Annotated in this window: 14 protein-coding genes and 1 pseudogene; 9 read left to right on the top strand and 6 right to left on the bottom strand. The window is 69.1% G+C overall.

Annotation, left to right across the window (positions count from 1 at the left end; all coding sequences use genetic code 11):
* Positions 1-93: 93 nt before the first annotated feature.
* Together EKE94_RS09120 and EKE94_RS09115 are read right to left on the bottom strand one after the other, a co-directional pair.
* Positions 94-798 (bottom strand): RlmE family RNA methyltransferase, encoded by a 705-nt coding sequence (locus EKE94_RS09120; protein ID WP_127906257.1) that lies wholly within the window; start codon positions 796-798, stop codon positions 94-96.
* A gap of 131 nt (positions 799-929) precedes the next feature.
* Complete coding sequence (locus EKE94_RS09115; RefSeq protein ID WP_127906256.1) at positions 930-2048, bottom strand: Ppx/GppA phosphatase family protein; 1119 nt, start codon at positions 2046-2048, stop codon at positions 930-932.
* 356 nt (positions 2049-2404) lie between these two features.
* Here EKE94_RS09115 and EKE94_RS09110 point away from each other — a divergent pair, with 356 nt between their 5' ends.
* The 3 genes from EKE94_RS09110 to EKE94_RS09100 are packed head-to-tail and all read left to right on the top strand — an operon-like array spanning position 2405 to position 4313.
* Complete coding sequence (locus EKE94_RS09110; RefSeq protein WP_127906255.1) at positions 2405-2704, top strand: virulence factor; 300 nt, start codon at positions 2405-2407, stop codon at positions 2702-2704.
* The gene (locus tag EKE94_RS09105) at positions 2704-3357 is read left to right on the top strand and encodes an HAD family hydrolase (RefSeq protein ID WP_127906254.1); all 654 of its coding nucleotides are present in this window, start codon (positions 2704-2706) and stop codon (positions 3355-3357) included. Before EKE94_RS09110 ends, EKE94_RS09105 begins: the two co-directional genes overlap by 1 nt.
* Complete coding sequence (locus EKE94_RS09100; RefSeq protein WP_127906253.1) at positions 3354-4313, top strand: methyltetrahydrofolate cobalamin methyltransferase; 960 nt, start codon at positions 3354-3356, stop codon at positions 4311-4313. Before EKE94_RS09105 ends, EKE94_RS09100 begins: the two co-directional genes overlap by 4 nt.
* 59 nt (positions 4314-4372) lie before the next feature.
* Here EKE94_RS09100 and EKE94_RS09095 read toward each other — a convergent pair whose 3' ends face one another.
* The gene (locus EKE94_RS09095) at positions 4373-5749 is read right to left on the bottom strand and encodes an NAD-dependent succinate-semialdehyde dehydrogenase (protein ID WP_127906252.1); all 1377 of its coding nucleotides are present in this window, start codon (positions 5747-5749) and stop codon (positions 4373-4375) included.
* Positions 5750-6297: 548 nt separating this feature from the next.
* On the opposite strand from EKE94_RS09095, the gene EKE94_RS09090 reads away from it, so the two are divergent.
* The 3 genes and pseudogenes from EKE94_RS09090 to EKE94_RS18880 all read left to right on the top strand — a co-directional run bounded on the left by EKE94_RS09090 (position 6298) and on the right by EKE94_RS18880 (position 9726).
* Positions 6298-8325 (top strand): ASKHA domain-containing protein, encoded by a 2028-nt coding sequence (locus EKE94_RS09090; RefSeq protein ID WP_127906251.1) that lies wholly within the window; start codon positions 6298-6300, stop codon positions 8323-8325.
* 219 nt (positions 8326-8544) lie between these two features.
* A pseudogene (locus EKE94_RS18885) lies at positions 8545-9105 on the top strand (fasciclin domain-containing protein); the annotation flags it as partial.
* Positions 9106-9189: 84 nt separating this feature from the next.
* On the top strand, positions 9190-9726 hold the full coding sequence (locus tag EKE94_RS18880) for a fasciclin domain-containing protein (RefSeq protein ID WP_235855964.1): 537 nt from the start codon (positions 9190-9192) through the stop codon (positions 9724-9726).
* 389 nt (positions 9727-10115) lie between these two features.
* Here the strand turns inward: EKE94_RS18880 and EKE94_RS09080 are convergent, their stop codons facing one another.
* Together EKE94_RS09080 and EKE94_RS09075 are read right to left on the bottom strand one after the other, a co-directional pair.
* Entirely contained in the window at positions 10116-10670 is a 555-nt protein-coding gene (locus tag EKE94_RS09080; RefSeq protein WP_127906249.1) for a peptidylprolyl isomerase, read from the bottom strand.
* The gene (locus EKE94_RS09075; protein ID WP_127906248.1) at positions 10663-11169 is read right to left on the bottom strand and encodes a peptidylprolyl isomerase; all 507 of its coding nucleotides are present in this window, start codon (positions 11167-11169) and stop codon (positions 10663-10665) included. Before EKE94_RS09075 ends, EKE94_RS09080 begins: the two co-directional genes overlap by 8 nt.
* A 294-nt stretch (positions 11170-11463) precedes the next feature.
* Between EKE94_RS09075 and EKE94_RS09070 the strand changes: the two genes are divergently transcribed.
* From EKE94_RS09070 to EKE94_RS09060, 3 genes are all read left to right on the top strand, one after another.
* A complete protein-coding gene (locus tag EKE94_RS09070) occupies positions 11464-12654 on the top strand; it encodes a phosphoglycerate kinase (protein ID WP_127906247.1) in 1191 nt (396 codons plus the stop codon).
* A 215-nt stretch (positions 12655-12869) separates the two neighbouring features.
* Positions 12870-14741, top strand: a complete 1872-nt coding sequence (locus EKE94_RS09065; protein ID WP_127906246.1) for an ICP22 family protein — start codon at positions 12870-12872, stop codon at positions 14739-14741.
* Between the two features lie 133 nt (positions 14742-14874).
* Entirely contained in the window at positions 14875-15804 is a 930-nt protein-coding gene (locus tag EKE94_RS09060) for a class I fructose-bisphosphate aldolase (RefSeq protein ID WP_127906245.1), read from the top strand.
* Positions 15805-15914: 110 nt separating this feature from the next.
* Here EKE94_RS09060 and EKE94_RS09055 read toward each other — a convergent pair whose 3' ends face one another.
* A complete protein-coding gene (locus tag EKE94_RS09055; RefSeq protein WP_127906244.1) occupies positions 15915-17510 on the bottom strand; it encodes an acyl-CoA dehydrogenase family protein in 1596 nt (531 codons plus the stop codon).
* Positions 17511-17584: the final 74 nt, after the last annotated feature.

The following is a 17584-nucleotide window of genomic DNA, read 5'->3' as shown; positions in this document are numbered from 1 at the left end:
CCAAACCGGCACCGGACAAACCGACACCGCCCTTTCGCGCACCGCCCTGCCCCCGTCGACAATGCCGGCGGCGGGCGGTCCGGCAACCGAGTGTCAGCCCCGGAAGCCCATGGCGACCACGAATTTCTCGGACGAGTCGGCACGGCTGGAGGGCGGCTTGACGTTCGCGACCTTGTCGAAGCGCTGCTTCAGCAGGGTCTGCAGGCCGGTTTCGGCCCCGCCCGCCAGCACCTTCGCCACGAAGGTTCCGCCCGGCTCGAGCACGTCGAAGGCAAGTTCGGCCGCAGCCTCGCACAGCGCGACGATGCGCAGGTGGTCGGTCTGCTTGTGTCCCGAGGACGAGGCCGCCATGTCCGACATCACCACCTCGGCCGGGCCGCCGAGCCAGGCCTTGACCTTGGCGTCGGCGTCGTCCTCCATGAAATCCAGCTGATGGATCTCGGCCCCGGTGATCGGCTCGACCTCCTGCAGGTCGATGCCCAGCACCCGGCCCTGCGCCTTGCCCGACTTTTCGCCCAGCGCGTTCACCCGGGTCACCGCCACTTGGCACCAGCCGCCCGGCGCGCAGCCCAGGTCGACGACGCGGGCGCCAGGCACGAGGAACCGGAACCTGTCGTCCAGTTCAAGGATCTTGAACGCCGCGCGGCCACGATATCCCTCGGCCCGGGCGCGCTGCACGTAGGGGTCGTTCAGCTGCCGTTCCAGCCAGCGGGTCGAGCTTAGCTTGCGGCCCCGCGCGGTCTTGACCTTGACCGTCAGATCGCGCCGTCCGCGCCCCGATGTGGGTTTCTTTGCCATAGCGTCCTTCGTATCCCGCATGTCCGCGCCGCGCTCCGCCGCCGGGCGGACCCGCGCGACATGGACCACCGCGAAAAGGCCCGCAAGGGCCGATGAGCGCCTCACCCCCGAGGCTGACCCGAGGCCGACACCTAGAAAGGTCCGTCCTCCAGCACCCCGTCGGCGGACATCTGGGCATAGAGCAGCCCTTCGCGCAGGCCCCGGTCGGCCACCGACAGGCGGTCCGTCGGCCAGACCCGCAGCAGCGCCTGCAGGATCGCCGCGCCCGACATGATCAGCGCATGGCGGTCGCGTCCAATGCGCGGGTCGGTGCGCCGCCCCTCGGGCCCCAGCGCAAGGTAATCGCGGATCACCTTGTCGATCTGGTCCGAGGTCATGCGCAGTCCGTCCACCCGGTTACGATCATAGCGTTTCAGCTCAAGGTGGCTTGCCGCGACGGTGGTGACCGTGCCCGAGGTGCCGATGATCTGGAACCCATCCTTCGCCTGCTCCGAGGCATAGGGAGAGAAGTCCGACAGGTTCTCCTCGAAGAACCACGACATCAGCGCAAAGCGCGCGGCATCGTTTTCGACATCGTTGAACTGGTCGCGCAGGGTCGCGACGCCAAGCGGCACCGAGATCCAGTCGACCACCCGCGCCGCCGGAAACGGCGACCCGGCCTTGGGCGTGAAGCCCGAATGCAGCCGCATGATCGCCCGCGGCCGATCCACCCGGGGCACGCGGGTCAGGTCGATCCACACCAGCTCGGTCGAGCCGCCGCCGATGTCGATCACCAGAAGCTGGTCGGTCCGGGTCGATACCAGCGGCGCGCAGGAGATCACGGCAAGCCGGGCTTCCTCCTCTGGCTGGATGATCTCGAGCTTCAGACCGGTCTCGCGTTCGACATGGCCCATGAAGTCGCGCGCGTTGGTGGCGCGGCGGCAGGCCTCGGTAGCGACCAGCCGCATCCGCTGGACGTTGTGCTTGCGCAGCTTCTTGCGGCAGATCCGCAGGGCCTGCACGGTTCGGTTCATCGACGACCGCGACAGCCGGCCCGAGGCTTCAAGCCCCAGACCCAGTTGAACGGTCTTCGAAAAGCTGTCCACGACGTGAAACTGGTTGCCCTTGGGCTGGGCAATCAGCATGCGACAGCTATTGGTGCCGAGGTCCAGCGCAGCATAAAGCTCCGCCGGGTCGGCGTTCGGTGGCGAAGGCGGCTCGACCGGCTTCGGGAACGCGCCCGCACCACCGGCGGGACGCTTGGGCGCCATGAAATCGCCCTCCAATCAGGTTGCCCCCATGCTAGGGGCCAATCCGGTTCGGCGCAAGCATTGCGGCCTGTGTCGCCCCGTCGCGGGCCGGACCCGGCAAACCGGACAGGTCCCCGGGCTCGGTGCCCCTGGGGGGGATGGCCCTGCCCGCACCGCTTTTCCGTCCGACCGCAACAAGGTGTTGCAGATCTTTCATGGCCGGATGACTGGCGCGGCGGACCCGCGCCCCCCTATACCGCTGGCATGTCCCCGGCGCGGCGCGAGTCGCAGCGCGGGGCAGAGATGTCGAAATTGACCCCTCCCGCACCGCCCGCGCCGCGTATCAGGAGGGGACCACCGCAAGGAAGCCCGACGCAATGCCCGATATCACCATCGTCTACTGGCGTGACATCCCGGCCCAGGTCCTGGTCGGTCGCGGTCGGGCGGCGGTCAAGCGTCCGCTGCCCGAGCGGTTCGAACAGGCGATCGACCGCGCCGCCATGGCCTCGGGCGCGGCAGGGACGGATGCCTACCTTGCCGAGTGGCGGCGCGCCGATCCGATCGCGGCCGAGGGCACGCCCGAGGCGCTGGCCGAGGACTGGGCCGCACGGCTGGACGCCGATTACACGCCCGACCGCCTGCGCACGCTGATCGCCAACGGCGGGAGCGCGGCCTGATGCCCGCGCTTCTGTTCGACCTCGACGGCACGCTGCTGGACACCGATCCCCTGCATGCCCGCGTCTTCATCGACATCTTCGCCCGCCACGGGCGCGAGATCGACGAGGCCTTCTATACCGCACAGATCCATGGGCGGCAGAACCGGGATATCTTCCAGCTTCTGCCCGGCACCGACCCGCAGGCTTTGGCCGACGAGAAAGAGGCCGCGTTCCGCGACCTTCTGGGGACCGAGGCCGAACCGGCGGCAGGTCTGCGCCCGCTGCTGGCGCGGGCGCGGGCCGCGGGCTGGCCGATGGCGGTCGTCACCAACGCACCGCGCGCCAATGCCGACGCCATGCTGCGCGCCATCGATCTTTCCGATGCCTTCGACACCATCGTGATCGGGGACGAGCTGCCGCGCGGCAAACCCGATCCGATGCCCTATCAGGTGGCGCTGGACCGGCTGGACCTATCCCCCGACGCCGCCGTCGCCTTCGAGGACAGCGGCTCAGGCATTCGCGCTGCCGTCGCGGCGGGGCTGCGCACGGTCGGGCTGACATCGAGCCTGTCCCCGGACGAGCTGCGCGCCCATGGCGCCACCGACGTGATCGACGATTTCGACGACCCCGCCCTTGCCGCCATCCTCAGCCCCTCCGAAGGAGCCCGCCAATGACCCGCACCGTGGTGGAATCGCAGTCCCGTACCGTCACCATCGGCTTTGACGAGCCGTTCTGCGTGATCGGGGAACGGATCAACCCCACCGGCCGCAAGAAACTGGCGGCCGAACTCGAGGCCGGCGATTTCTCGACCGTCGAGGCGGACGCGCTGGCGCAGGTCGCCTGCGGGGCGATGGTGCTCGATATCAACGCGGGCGTCGTCTACAACTCGAACCCCAACCCGAACGAGACCGAGCCGCCGCTGATGGTGAAGATGCTCGAACTCGTCCAGGGGCTGACCGACACGCCGCTGTGCATCGACAGCTCGGTGCCCGCCGCGCTGGAGGCCGGGCTTGCCGCCTGCAACGGCCGGCCGCTCCTGAACTCGGTCACGGGCGAGGAAGAGCGCCTGGAGGTCGTGCTGCCGCTGGTTAAGAAGTACAACGTCCCGGTGGTCGCGATCTCGAACGACGACACCGGGATCTCCGAGGATCCAGACGTGCGCTTCGCAGTGGCGAAGAAGATTGTCGAACGGGCCGCCGATTTCGGCATTCCCGCGCATGACATCGTCGTCGACCCGCTGGTGATGCCGGTGGGCGCGATGGCCACGGCGGGGCGGCAGGTCTTCACCCTCGTCCGGCGCCTGCGGGACGAGCTGGGCGTCAACACGACATGCGGTGCCTCGAACATCTCGTTCGGGCTTCCGCACCGGCACGGCATCAACGCGGCCTTCCTGCCGATGGCGATCGGGGCGGGGATGACCAGCGCGATCATGAACCCGATCCGCGCGGTCGAGATGGAGGCGATCCGGGCCGCCAACCTGCTGATGAACCACGATGCGCACGGCGCCGACTGGATCAAGTTCGGGCGGGTGCTGGACGCGGTCGAGGCGGGCACGCCTTACGTCGACGCGGCCCGCGCCGCACAGGATGCTGGCGCAGGCCGCGGCGGACGGCGGAGGCGGCGGGCCTGAGGCCCGCCCCCCTTTCCCTCGTGCGACGGGGCCATCCCCATCGCGGGTCCCTTTCGGGCCTAGCCCATGACGTTGATCGCCTTGGCGTTGACGAACTCCTTGATGCCGAAGCCGCCGTGTTCGCGACCGTAGCCCGAGTCCTTCACGCCGCCGAAGGGCATGTTTGGCTGTGCCACGCCGAAGCCGTTCACGAAGACCATGCCGGTATCGAAATGCTCGGCGGCCAGCGCGATCGCTCGCTCTTCGTTCTGGCTGAAGATGCCGCCGCCCAGGCCGAAGCGGCTGTCATTGGCGATGCGGATCGCATCATCGGCGTCAGTGGCACGGATCAGCGCGGCGACGGGCCCGAAAAGCTCGTCATCATAGGCGGGCTGGCCCGTCGCCACGTCTTCGAGAACCGTCGCGGGATAGAAGAACCCCGGGCCCTCGGGCACCTCGCCACCGCACAGCACCTTGGCCCCGCGCGCGACGCTGTCCTTGACCTGATCAGCCAGCTTGTCGCGCAGATCCTCGCGCGCCATCGGGCCGAGGTCGGTGTCGTCCGACGTCGGATCGCCTGCCTTCACGTCGGACATCGCTTTGACGAAGGCGTCGCGGAACCGGTCGTAGACGGCATCGACCACGATGAACCGCTTGGCCGCGACGCAGGTTTCGCCGTTGTTGTAGACCCGGCCCAGAACGCATTGCTGCACGGCCTGGTCGATATCCGCGTCCTCAAGCACGATGTAGGCGTCGTTCGACCCCAGTTCGAGCACGGTCTTCTTCAGCTTCTCGCCCGCCTTCTTGGCGACGATGGAGCCTGCAGTGGGGCTGCCGGTCAGGGTGACGCCGCGCACCTTGTCATTGTCGATGATCGCGTCGGACTGGTCATGGCTGATCCGCAGCACGCCGAAAAGCCCCTTGGGCAGCGCGGCGTCGTAGATCTCCTGCAGGAGCATCGCCGATCCGGTGACGCTTTCGGCATGCTTGAGGAGGACGCCGTTGCCCGCCATCAGGTTGGCGATCGAGTAGCGGACGACCTGGTAGGCCGGGAAATTCCACGGCTGGATGCCGTAGATGACGCCGATGGGCGAGTAATGGACGACCCCCTTGCCGCCATTCGGCAGCACGCGTTCGTCGTCGGCCAGCTCGGCGGGGCCGTTTTCGGCGGTCCAGTCGCAGATGCCGACGCAAAGGTCGATCTCCTGAGCGCTTTGGCTTTCCAGCTTGCCCATCTCGGCGGTCATCAGCTTGACCAGCTCGTCCTTGCGGGCCTTGAGCCCGGCGCCGACCTTGCGGATCGCGTCGCCGCGCTGCTCTGCACTGAGGGCCTTCCAGCCCAGAAACGCCTCGTGGCACGCATCGACGACGCCGCGCGCCTCGTCGTCGGACATATACGAGTAGCTGTCGAGGGTCTTGCCGGTGGCAGGATTGATGGTGGTGATGGTATCGGTCATGTCTTTCTCCCTTCAGGGTACGTTGCGCAAACGGGCGCCCCGCGGGACACGTTCCTTGCGACCCCACGTCGAAACAGTCCCCGGATGCACCGCATCGGTTCGCCATTGCACAGGATCGGGTGGAACCGGGACCTTGGCGCCGCCCGACAAAGCGCCCATCAGCGTCGGACCGGGTGCGGCGTCGACTTTCGGCAACGCCCCGTTCCCCGGGCGGCAGAGCGCCTCCGGGGGACCTTGCGCGCCCGCATCGGGCGGCCCGTCGATCCACGCGATCTGACCCGGGCGTGGCGCGACCCGCACTCCCCGGGATCCAAGCGTCGCGCCGAACCTGTCCTTCGCGGGCGGGACACGACGAACGTCGTCAGCGCACGAGACAGGCTCGGTCCCCGCCACGCGCGCTCTGCGAACCGGTCCGGCGACCGTGGCGCCCATGTGCCGGGCGCGCGCCGCCCATGTTCTTTTCCCGGGGAAACCATGGCCGATCGCAGCGGTTTCCCGCACCATGGTTTCCTCCGCCAGACGTTCCTCCAGCAGACAAGGCCCCCCAGATGACCCAGGATCCGCTCGTCGTCTTCACCCCCTCGGGGCGCCGCGGTCGTGTCCCCGCGGGTACGCCGGTGCTGGAGGCCGCGCGCAAGCTGGGCGTCGACCTCGACAGCGTCTGCGGTGGGCGGGGCATCTGTTCGCGCTGCCAGATCACCCCCGGCACGGGTCAGTTCGCCAAGCATGGGGTCACCGTCGAGGACGGCGCGCTGTCCGAGTGGAACGCGGTCGAGGAACGTTATCGTCAGAAGCGCGGCCTTGCCTCGGGCCGTCGCCTGGGATGCCAGGCCAAGGTGTTGGGCGATGTGGTGATCGACGTGCCGCCCGAAAGCCAGGTGCACCGGCAGGTGGTGCGCAAGGCCGCGACCGCGCGCGACATTGTTATGGACCCCGCCACGCGACTGGCCTTCGTGCAGGTGGCCGAACCCGACATGCACGACCCCTCGGGCGATCTGCAGCGGCTGCGCGACGCGCTGGCCCGCGACTGGGGCGTCGAGGCGGTGGAGGTGCCGCTGTCGGTCCTGTCACGCCTGCAACCGGCGCTGCGCAAAGGCGGCTGGCAGGTCACCGTAGCGCTGAACAAGGGGCACCACGACGCGCGCCACAGGCTGCTGGACGTCTGGCCGGGGTTCCACGACGGGCCGCTGCTGGGCCTCGCCGTCGACCTGGGGTCGACCACCATCGCCGCGCATCTGACCGACTTGCGCACCGGGGCGGTTCTGGCCTCGGCCGGGGTGATGAACCCGCAGATCCGCTTTGGTGAGGACCTGATGAGCCGCGTGTCCTACGCGATGATGAACCCCGGCGGCGCCGAGGCCATGACCGCCGCGGTGCGCGAGGCGCTGAACCGGCTCGCGACCGAGATCGCCGCCGAGGCGCAGGCCGACCCCGCCGCGATCCTCGAGGTCGTCTTTGTCTGCAACCCGGTGATGCATCACCTGCTGCTGGGCCTCGACCCGGTGGAACTGGGCCAGGCGCCCTTTGCGCTGGCCACCTCGGACGCGCTGACGCTCGATGCCGCCGCGCTCGACCTGTCGTCCATCGGCGCCGCCGCACGCGCCTACATCCTGCCGTGCATCGCGGGACACGTGGGCGCGGACTGCGCCGCCGTGGCGCTTTCCGAGGCGCCAGAGACGTCCGAGGACCTGGTGCTGATCGTCGATGTCGGCACCAATGCCGAAATCCTTCTGGGCGATCGCAGCCGGGTGCTGGCCTGCTCTTCGCCCACCGGACCCGCCTTCGAGGGGGCGCAGATTTCCAGCGGCCAACGCGCGGCACCCGGCGCGATCGAGGCGATCCGCATCGACCCCGCGACCAAGGAGCCGCGGTTCCGCGTCATCGGCTGCGAGCTCTGGTCCGACGATCCGGGCTTTGCCGCGGCCGTGGGGCCCACGGGCGTCACCGGCATCTGCGGCTCGGGCATCATCGAGGCTGTGGCCGAGATGCGCATCGCGGGCCTTCTGGACGCGCGCGGGCTGATCGGCTCGGCCGAGCAGACGGGCACCCCCCGCAGCATCCCCGAAGGCCGCACCCATGCCTACGTCATCCACGAGGCGGGCGAACAGCGCATCACCGTGACCCAGTCAGACATCCGCGCGATCCAGCTGGCGAAGTCGGCGCTTTACGCGGGTGCGCGGCTGCTGATGGACGACATGGGCGTCGATCGGGTCGACCGGGTGGTGCTGGCGGGCGCCTTCGGGGCGCATATCTCGCCCCTGCACGCGATGGTTCTGGGTATGATCCCCGATGCCCGGCTCGACGCCGTGACCTCGGCCGGGAACGCCGCCGGAACGGGGGCGCGGATGGCGCTGTGCAACCTTGCCGACCGGGCGCGGATCGAGGCGCAGGTGCGCCGCATCACGAAGATCGAAACCGCCATCGAGCCGAAGTTTCAGGAGCATTTCGTAGCCGCGAACGCCCTGCCCCACGCCACCGATCCCTTTCCCGAACTGGCGCGCATCGTCACCCTGCCCGACGTGACCTTCAACGCGGGCGGGGGCGATGACGGCCGCAGGCGCCGGCGCCGCGGCTAGCCCCAGGGCGCGCCAGATCGGGTCCGCGCGGTATCGACGGACACAGGGATCGGGGCGGCGAAGTTGGTCAAACCTCCCCCCTTCGGGCAGGAATCTTTCACGCAGGCTCAGTAACTTGCAAGGTTCCTGCCGACATTTTGCAACTGCCGGGCCCCGCGATCCGTAGCTTTCTGCATAACCTGCCCCGTTTCCGGGGGCGGAGAACAGGGAGAGAAAGCTATGACCATTCGTCTGAAAACCGCGCTTCTGGCCTCGACCATGGCGCTTGCCGCGCCGGCCGCCGTGCTGGCGCAGTCCGACACGGACAATCCGATGGTGGGCGGGGCCGAGATGCTGGCCGACCGCAACATTGTCGAGAACGCGATGAACTCGGCCGATCACGAAACGCTCGTCGCCGCGGTGCAGGCCGCGGGCCTGGTCGAGACGCTGCAGGGCGAAGGCCCCTTCACCGTCTTCGCGCCCACCGACGACGCCTTCGCCGCGCTGCCCGAAGGCACGGTCGACACCCTGCTTCTGCCCGAAAACAAGGAGCAGCTGACCCAGGTCCTGACGTGTCATGTCGTCGCCGCCGACGCGATGTCGGACGCGATCGTCGGCATGATCGAGGATGACAACGGCAACCACCCGGTGCCCACGCTGGGCGGCTGCACGCTGCAGGCGCAGATGGACGGCGACGCGATCACGCTGACCGACGAAAACGGCCGCGTGGCCACCGTGACCATCGCAGACGTGCAGCAATCGAACGGCGTCATCCACGTGATCGACACCGTGCTGCTCCCCCCGCAGGACTCGGGCTCGGACGGCGCGACTGACGGCGGCACCATGGACGGCGCCGCTGGCAGCGATGACGCGGCCGCGAGCGGGATGGACTCCGAAGGGACAAGCTCAGACGACATGGCATCGGGCGGCATGGCAGGCGACAACCCGACCGTCGGCGGTGCGGCGATGTATGCCGACCGCGATATCATCGAAAACGCGATGGAGTCGCCCGTCCACACCACGCTCGTCGCCGCGGTTCAGCAGGCCGGGCTGGTCGAGACGCTGCAGGGCGAAGGCCCCTTTACCGTCTTCGCGCCCACCGACGACGCCTTTGCCGCGCTGCCCGAGGGCACGGTCGACAGCCTGATGATGGATGAGAACCGCGACCAGCTCGCCAAGGTGCTGACCGCCCACGTGGTGCCGGGCGCGATCACCGCCGGCGACATCGTGGCGGGCATCGGTGCGGACGGGTTCTACCACATGGACACCGTGTCGGGCGACGCCCTGTCGGCGCAGCAGACCGACAGCGGCGCGGTCTTCATCTACGACGAAAGCGGCAATGCCTACGAGGTCACGACCGCCGACGTCATGCAGTCGAACGGCGTCATTCACGTGGTCGAGGGCGTGCTGCTGCCGCGCTGAGCCTTGCCCGGGCGGTCGCGGGGCACGTCCCCCGCCCCGCCATGGCCCGGGTTGCACGGGGTCTGCGGCCGCTCGATCCCGCGATGGCCCCGATCTGCCGCGTCCCTTCCCCGGGGCGCGGCATTTTCTGTCCGGACCCGCCCCGCGACCGCGCGGAAGAGTGATTTGGCGCACCTGTTCCCAAGTCGCGCGCTCCGGCACCCGATGCGAGATGACGGACCCTCTCTTCTCCCCGACCGCCACCTGCCGGGAGTGCGCGGGCTCCAACCTGCAGCCCGCGTGCCCCATGGCAATCGCCATGCGGAAAGGGCCTGAACGCAAGAAGGGCCCCGTCGTTTGCGAACGGGGCCCTTTTGTCGCCGAATGCAGGCGGACGGCGTCGGGTGGCGTCAGTCGATGACGCGCACCGCTTCCATGCGGTCGGGTTCGCCGATGACGGCGCCATTGGCGCCTTCGCCGCGCTTGATCGCGTCCAGTACGTCCAGCCCCTCGGTCACCTCGCCCACGATGGTGTACTGCCCGTCGAGATGCGGCGCCGGGGCGAACATGATGAAGAACTGGCTGTTGGCGCTGTCGGGATCGGCACTGCGCGCCATGCCGACGGTGCCACGGTCGAAGCTGCGGTCCGAGAACTCGGCCTCGAGGTCGGGTTGCTCGGACCCGCCGGTTCCGGCCAGCGACATGTCGCTGCCGGCGACCCCGTACTGAACGTCGCCGGTCTGCGCCATGAAGCCGTCGATCACGCGGTGGAACACCACCTCGTCATAGGCGCCCGTCTCGGCAAGCTCGACAATGCGCGCGACATGCTGGGGGGCGACATCCTCGAACAGGTCGATGGTGATCGTGCCCTGGGCCTCGCCCGCGACGTCGATCTCGATCCCGGTGGCCAACGCCGGGGCCGCGCCGAGCGCCAGCGCGGCGATGGAGGCGAGAAGCTTAGGCATCCGCGGCCACCTTGACGCTGATCATCCGGTCGGGGTTCGCGGGCGGCTCGCCGCGGGCGATGGCGTCGACATGGGCCATGCCGTCGATCACCCGGCCGTAGACCGTGTACTGCCCGTTCAGGAAGTGGTTGTCCGAGAAGTTGATGAAGAACTGCGAGTTCGCCGAGTTCGGGTTCGACGAGCGTGCGGCGCCGAGCGTGCCACGATCATGCGGCAGCTTCGAGAACTCGGCCGGCAGGTCGGGCATCGACGACCCGCCCGTCCCCGCGAGACGGGGGTTGTAGTCCTTTTCGGCGTTGCCATTCTCGACATCGCCGGTCTGCGCCATGAAACCTTCGATCACGCGGTGGAACACCACGTTGTCGTAGGCGCCCGACCGGGCCAGTTCCTTCATCCGCTCGGCATGCTTGGGCGCGACGTCGGGCAGAAGTTCGATCGTCACGGGACCGTCCTTCAGCTCGATGACGATGGTGTTTTCGGGGTCCTTGATCTCGGCCATGTCGGCACGGGCTCCTTTGTCCTTGGTCGGGCCGAAGGGTAGTGCGCACGCGGTCGAAGGGAAAGGCCATTCGCGGTGATGCGGGCGGCCCGCTGCCGGGCCGACATCGGCGCGCCTTCGGGCCGTTTTCAGCAAACGTCCGCCGAAAGGGGGCGGCGGGCCGAGCAGCGCGGGCTTTCGCGCGGCTGCCGGCGTTCCTGCCGCGCATCGGTCCGCGGCGCGTCGCAGCGGCGCGCTTGACCCCGCGCCCGGCTTGAGGTCTTTCGGTGGCAAGAAACAAGGAAGGATGGACAGATGGACTGGAAAAGCCTCGACGACATGGAGCTCGACGGCCAGACGGTGCTGGTCCGGGTCGACATCAACGTGCCGGTCGAAGACGGCCGGGTCACGGACGCCACGCGGATCGAACGGATCGTCCCCACGGTGCGCGATATCCTGAACGCCGGCGGCAAACCCGTGCTGATCGCGCATTTCGGGCGCCCCAAGGGCAAGGTCGTGCCCGAGATGTCTCTGGGCGTGACAGTCCCCGCGCTGGAGCAGGCGCTGGGTTGCAAGGTGACCTTTGCCGGATACGACAGCGACAAGCCCGCCAAGCGCTGGGTGGCCGAGATGCAGCCCGGCGACGTGCTGCTGCTGGAAAACCTGCGCTTCAATCCCGGCGAAGAGGCCAATGATCCGCGCTTTGCTGCCGAACTGGCCGCGCTGGCGCATTGCTACTGCAACGACGCGTTTTCCGCAGCCCACCGCGCCCATGCCTCGACCGAGGCCGTGGCCCGCCTGCTGCCCGCCTGCGCCGGCCGGCTGATGGCGGCCGAGCTCGAGGCGCTCGAAACCGCCCTGGGCGCGCCCAAGCGTCCCGTCGTCGCCGTGGTGGGCGGAGCCAAGGTGTCGACCAAGCTCGACCTCCTGGGCAACCTGGTGCGCAAGGTCGACCACCTGGTGATCGGCGGCGGCATGGCCAACACCTTCCTCGCCGCCAAGGGCGTCGATGTCGGCACGTCGCTGGCCGAACACGAGATGGCCGACACGGTGCGCGACATCCTGGGCAAGGCCGAAGAGGCCGCCTGCGAAATCGTGCTGCCCGAGGACGTCGTGGTGGCCCGCGAGTTCAAGGCCGGCGCCGAAAGCGAAACCGTCGCGGCCGACGCCTGCCCCGCGGATGCGATGATCCTCGACGCCGGGCCCGACACCGTCGCCCGGATCGCGGCGATCTTCGAGGCAGCGCATACGCTGATCTGGAACGGCCCGCTGGGCGCGTTCGAGATCGCGCCCTTCGACGCGGCCACCAACGCCGCGGCAGCCAAGGCCGCAGAGTTGACCCGCGAGGGCAAGCTGACCTCGGTCGCCGGGGGCGGCGACACCGTCTCGGCATTGAACAAGGCCGGCGCGGCAGCGGATTTCTCCTACGTCTCCACCGCGGGCGGCGCGTTCCTGGAATGGATGGAGGGCAAGACCCTGCCTGGGGTCGCCGCGCTCGAGTCCTGAGCGGTCAGGGCCTGAACGAATGGGGGGTCATTGGGCGGCGGTTCCGCCCGGCGGCCCCTCCCCGTCGCCCATCGCGCCGTGACTGTCTGAGCGACGAAAAGGCAGGGGATGCAGGAACGGCATATTCCCGCCGGTCAGCTCACGCGGCGATGGCAAAATCGTTACGAGGGGCAGAGAAGAGAGGGCATTCGGACAAACCATTTCAGGAGCCCCGCATGCCCAGATCCCTAGTCACATCCGCCTTGTCCGCCACCGCCCTGTCGGCCGCGCTGGCCCCGGGGGCCGCGGGGGCCACGACGTGGGGCGAGTTCTTTTCGCTCTACGGTCCGGACCAGGTGGCGCAGCGGCTGTTCCAGCTTGCACTCGTCAGCACGCGGACAGTCACCGAGCTCAGCTATTCCGACCTTTCCGTCGATGTCGCCGCGGGCCAGATCAGCCTGCAGGACATCGACATGTGGCCGTATGTCGAGTGGTCGGACGGCTACGACTGCCACGTGCAGATCGACCGCGTCACCCTGCGCACCGCACCGCCCGATTCGCCCGAGACGATCCGCATGTCGGCGCAGGCCGCAGGCGTAACCGCCACGCCGGAATGCCTACCCCCCAGCGCTCGCCCGATGGTCGTGGGCCTGGGCTTCGGCGACATCACCGTGCCCCGCCTGACCATCGACGGGGTCTACGACATGCCCTCGTCCGGCGCCGACCTGCACATCTTCGCCGAGCTCAGCGAAGGCTTTGCCGTCGATGCCACGACCGAGCTCGATTACATCTGGTTCAGCCCGCCCCGCTCGTACGGGATGGACGACAGCATGGACTACCAGTACCAGCCGAACGTCGAGCCGGTGATGTTCCTGCGCGGGATCGAGCTTACGGTCGAGGATCTGGGCGGGCTCGACAAGCTTTCGCCGATGTTCCCGCCGGCATTCACCGATCCCGACACAGCCGGCGCGGCGATTTCGGGCATGCTGACGTCGATGTTGGAAGACATGAACGCCCAGGCCGCGGCCCCCGCCGTGCCCGAAGAGCCCTTCGATCCCTTCGAGGATCCCTATTCGGACGAAGATCCCTTCGCCTCGCCCGACGGCATGCCCCCCGCCCCGGAGGACGAGGGCCAGCTGCTGCCGCCCGGAGCGGAGGCGCCGCAGGACGACGACGCCGCGCCGGAGGGTCCGGACGACATGGCGGACGACATCCCGGAAGAGCCCGCCGCACCGTCGCCCGAAGAGATCGCCCTGACGCCCGAGCAGGAGGCCTTTGTCGCCTCGGCGGCCGAGGCATGGCCCGCCTTCGTCGGCGACGGCCGCCGCCTGACCGTCGGGGCGCGCAGCACGCACGACTACGGCACCTTCATCGATGTCACGGGTGACAGCATTGATACCGCCTTCCTCTTCGCCGACCTGACCCCCACCGTCTCGACCGCGCCGCGGGTTGCACGCAACGCGGTGCCCGCCGAGCTGCTATCGCGCGCGATCGAGGGGGATGCGGACACGCTCTCCGAAGAGGATCGCCGCCGGGTCGGCATGGCGGTCCTGACCGGCGACGGCGCCCCACGCTCGGTCGAGCGCGGTGTCGCCCTGCTGTCCGGCCTGGCCGAAGCGGGCGATGGTGCGGCAGCGCTTGCCCTGGCGCAGGCGCTGCGCGACACGGACGCCCAAGCCGCCTATCGCTGGGCGCTTCTGGCCGGGGCGGCGGACGCCCATGGCGCGGCCGCGCAGCTTGACCGGATGGAGGCTGAGCTTGGCTTTGACAGCGTCCTTGAGCTGCAACAGCAGGCGGCGGGGGATCCCGAGGCGCAGACCGAGGGCGTCGACCTGACGTCGGTCGCCGCGCTGCGCGACGCGGCGTTCGCCCGCCTGTCGGGACGTGGAGCGGTACGGTCCTACCCGATGGCCGTCTACTGGGCGTCGCTGGCCAAAGCCGCCGGCGACCGCGAGGCGGCCGACGTTCTGGACCAGATCGACGCCCGTGTCCGCCGGGCCGACCCGCAGGCGCAGGCCCGCTGGCAGGAGGCCGAGGCCGAGGCCGCCGACCGTGCGCTGCAGGCCTGGATCGACGGCGACCTGCCGGCAGAGTTCGGCGGTCGGTAGCCCCGTGCCCCCCGCGCGGCCGGACACCCGGCCGCGCGAATTCGCGCCGCGTTAGCGCCACCGACGTTGCGTCGGCCTTCCGGGTTACCTAAGCCTCAACCCAACCGAAGTATCCTAAAAGGGAGACCGTCCGATGAAAGCCTCGCGCACCGTCAAGCAGATCCTTGCCAACTACGAAGGCGAAACTCCGGGGGTCAAGGCGAAGCTCTGCCAGATGCTGATGCAGGGCCGCCTGCGCGGGTCAGGCAAGATGATCATCCTGCCGGTCGATCAGGGGTTCGAACACGGGCCCGCGCGGTCCTTTGCGCCGAACCCCGCGGCCTATGATCCGCATTACCATTACCAGCTGGCGATCGACGCGGGCCTCTCGGCCTATGCCGCGCCGCTGGGCCCGCTCGAAGCCGGGGCCGACACCTTTGCCGGGCAGATCCCGACGATCCTCAAGGTGAACTCCGCCAACTCGCTGATGTCGGACACCGCGGGCAAGAACCAGGCCGTGACCGCCAGCGTCGACGACGCGCTGCGCCTGGGCTGCGCGGCCATCGGCTTTACCATCTATCCCGGCAGCGACATGGCGCTCGACATGTTCGAAGAGATCGTCGAGATGCGCAAGGAAGCCGCCGCCAAGGGCGTCGCGACCGTGATCTGGTCCTACCCCCGCGGCGAGGCGATTTCGAAGTCCGGCGAAACCGCGGCCGACATCAGCGCCTATGCCGCGCATATCGCGGCCCTGCTTGGTGCCCATATCATCAAGGTGAAGCTCTCGACCGATCACCTCGAACAGGCCGAGGCCAAGAAGTCGTTCGAGCAGGGCGGCATCGACATCTCGACCCAGGCGGCCCGCGTGGCCGAATGCGTGCGTTCGTCGTTCAATGGCCGCCGCCTGATCGTGTTCTCCGGCGGCGCGAAAAAGGGCGAGGACAGCGTCTACGAGGATGCCCGCGCCATCCGCGACGGCGGCGGCAACGGCTCGATCATCGGGCGCAACTCGTTCCAGCGCTCGCGCGAGGATGCGCTCGCGATGTTCGACAAGCTGGTCAACATCTACAAGGGCGCCGAGTAACCCTCCGCCGGACCTGACATATCCACGTCACGCAAAAGGGGGGCCTCGGCCCCCCTTCTTGCGATAGAGGGGGGCGGCCGCGGCAGACTGGGGGCCGACGACTGCCCCGATCAGCCCTCGCCCAACCGCGCGAGCACCGCACCGGGATCCTGCATTGCGACCGACCCGGCCAGCCGTCCGCGCTGGCCCAGGCGGGTCGCGGCATAGGCCTCGGCCACGGCCGGTGGCGCCCGTTCGATCAGCACGGCCGCGGTCAGCAGCGTCGCGGTTTCCTCGGCAAACCTCCGCGCGTCGGCCTCGTCGGGCAGGCCGCGCCACAGGTCGCGATGCGCGGCCAGCGCTGCGTCGTAAGAGGCCAGCCGCCCCGTCGAAGCCTCAAGGTTTTCCGCAAGCGCCTCTGCCGCCGCAGGGTCGCGGGCCAGCGTGCGAAGGATGTCGAGGCATATGATGTTGCCCGACCCCTCCCAAATGGAATTGAGCGGCGCCTCGCGATAGAGCATCGGCAGCGCGGTATCGGCGGTGTAGCCCTGCCCGCCCAGCGCCTCCATCGCCTCGTAGACGACGGTCGGGCACAGCTTGTTGTTGAGGAACTTCGCGAGCGCCACGGCGATCCGGGCAAAGGGTCGCGCCGAGCGGTCGTCGAAACTACGCGCGACACGCAGGCCCAGCGCCACCGCGCCTTCCATGTCCAGCGTCAGGTCGGCCAGCAGGCGGCGCATCAGCGGCTGATCGATCAGGCGGCGCTGGAACGCGGTGCGGAAAGCGGTCCAGCGATGCGCCTCGGCCAGGGCCGCCCGCATCAGGCCCGCAGGCGCCATCGCGGTGTCGAGCCGGGTGTGATGTACCATCTCGATGATCTTCGCGACGCCCCGCCCCTCTTCCCCCAGAAGATGGGCCCGCGCTCCGTGATACTCGATTTCGGCCGAGGCATTCGCCCGATTGCCCAGCTTGTCCTTCAGCCGCATCAGGTGGATCGCGTTGCGGCCCTCCTCCGTCCAGCGCGGGACGAGGAAACAGGACAATCCGCCCGGCGCCTGCGCCAGCGTCAGGAACCCGTCCGACATCGGGGCCGAGCAGAACCACTTGTGCCCATGCAACCGGTAGGCCCCGTCGGCGGGCTCGGCGCGGGTGGTGTTGGCGCGCACGTCGGACCCGCCCTGTTTTTCCGTCATCGCCATGCCCAGCGTCACCGTGCGCTTTTCGCCCACCGGCAGCACGCGGCGGTCATAGTCCGCCGTCGCAAGCTTGGGTCCCCAGATCCCCGCCAGCCCCGGCGTTGCGGCCAGCGCCGGGACCGCGGCATAGCTCATCGTCATCGGACAGCAGGTGCCGGGCTCGATCTGACTGTGCAGATGCACCATCGCGGCATGGGTCAGATGGCTCCCGCCGGACCATGGCCCCGCGGCATATCCGGCGCCTAGCCCCAACTCCATCAGGCGGTGATACCCACCGGGATAAACGACCTCGTCCAGACGCCGTCCGCCCCGGTCGAACACCCGCAACTCGGGCCCGCAACGCTCCGCCTCCCGCGCGGCATCCCGCGTTTCGCGCAAGCCCAGGGCCCGGCCGTAGCGCGCCAGAAGGTCGGCATCGGCGCCCGCCGCGTGATCGCGCAGGACCGGATCCGTCGACCACAGGTCGATGTCCCCGGGCTCGGGCGGCTGGTTCGTCACCTCGTGGGTCGGCAGGGTCGCGCGCGGCTCCATCGGGTTGTCCTCCGTCGGCACGGCGCAGAGTCTAGCGCGAACCGGCGGCGGCACCAAACGGGTGCGGCAAAACC

This window comes from Mesobaculum littorinae (genome assembly GCF_004011175.1).
Lineage (GTDB): Bacteria > Pseudomonadota > Alphaproteobacteria > Rhodobacterales > Rhodobacteraceae > Tranquillimonas > Tranquillimonas littorinae.
Note: the sequence above shows the minus strand (reverse complement) of the source record. Positions and strands in the feature narration are given on the sequence as shown.

Bases quoted from the DNA above. Each gene is read 5' to 3' on its own strand.
- EKE94_RS09120 (WP_127906257.1), bottom strand. From the start codon at position 798: ATGGCAAAGAAACCCACATCGGGGCGCGGACGGCGCGATCTGACGGTC.
- EKE94_RS09115 (WP_127906256.1), bottom strand. From the start codon at position 2,048: ATGGCGCCCAAGCGTCCCGCCGGTGGTGCGGGCGCGTTCCCGAAGCCG.
- EKE94_RS09110 (WP_127906255.1), top strand. From the start codon at position 2,405: ATGCCCGATATCACCATCGTCTACTGGCGTGACATCCCGGCCCAGGTC.
- EKE94_RS09105 (WP_127906254.1), top strand. From the start codon at position 2,704: ATGCCCGCGCTTCTGTTCGACCTCGACGGCACGCTGCTGGACACCGAT.
- EKE94_RS09100 (WP_127906253.1), top strand. From the start codon at position 3,354: ATGACCCGCACCGTGGTGGAATCGCAGTCCCGTACCGTCACCATCGGC.
- EKE94_RS09095 (WP_127906252.1), bottom strand. From the start codon at position 5,749: ATGACCGATACCATCACCACCATCAATCCTGCCACCGGCAAGACCCTC.
- EKE94_RS09090 (WP_127906251.1), top strand. From the start codon at position 6,298: ATGACCCAGGATCCGCTCGTCGTCTTCACCCCCTCGGGGCGCCGCGGT.
- EKE94_RS18880 (WP_235855964.1), top strand. From the start codon at position 9,190: ATGGACTCCGAAGGGACAAGCTCAGACGACATGGCATCGGGCGGCATG.
- EKE94_RS09080 (WP_127906249.1), bottom strand. From the start codon at position 10,670: ATGCCTAAGCTTCTCGCCTCCATCGCCGCGCTGGCGCTCGGCGCGGCC.
- EKE94_RS09075 (WP_127906248.1), bottom strand. From the start codon at position 11,169: ATGGCCGAGATCAAGGACCCCGAAAACACCATCGTCATCGAGCTGAAG.
- EKE94_RS09070 (WP_127906247.1), top strand. From the start codon at position 11,464: ATGGACTGGAAAAGCCTCGACGACATGGAGCTCGACGGCCAGACGGTG.
- EKE94_RS09065 (WP_127906246.1), top strand. From the start codon at position 12,870: ATGCCCAGATCCCTAGTCACATCCGCCTTGTCCGCCACCGCCCTGTCG.
- EKE94_RS09060 (WP_127906245.1), top strand. From the start codon at position 14,875: ATGAAAGCCTCGCGCACCGTCAAGCAGATCCTTGCCAACTACGAAGGC.
- EKE94_RS09055 (WP_127906244.1), bottom strand. From the start codon at position 17,510: ATGGAGCCGCGCGCGACCCTGCCGACCCACGAGGTGACGAACCAGCCG.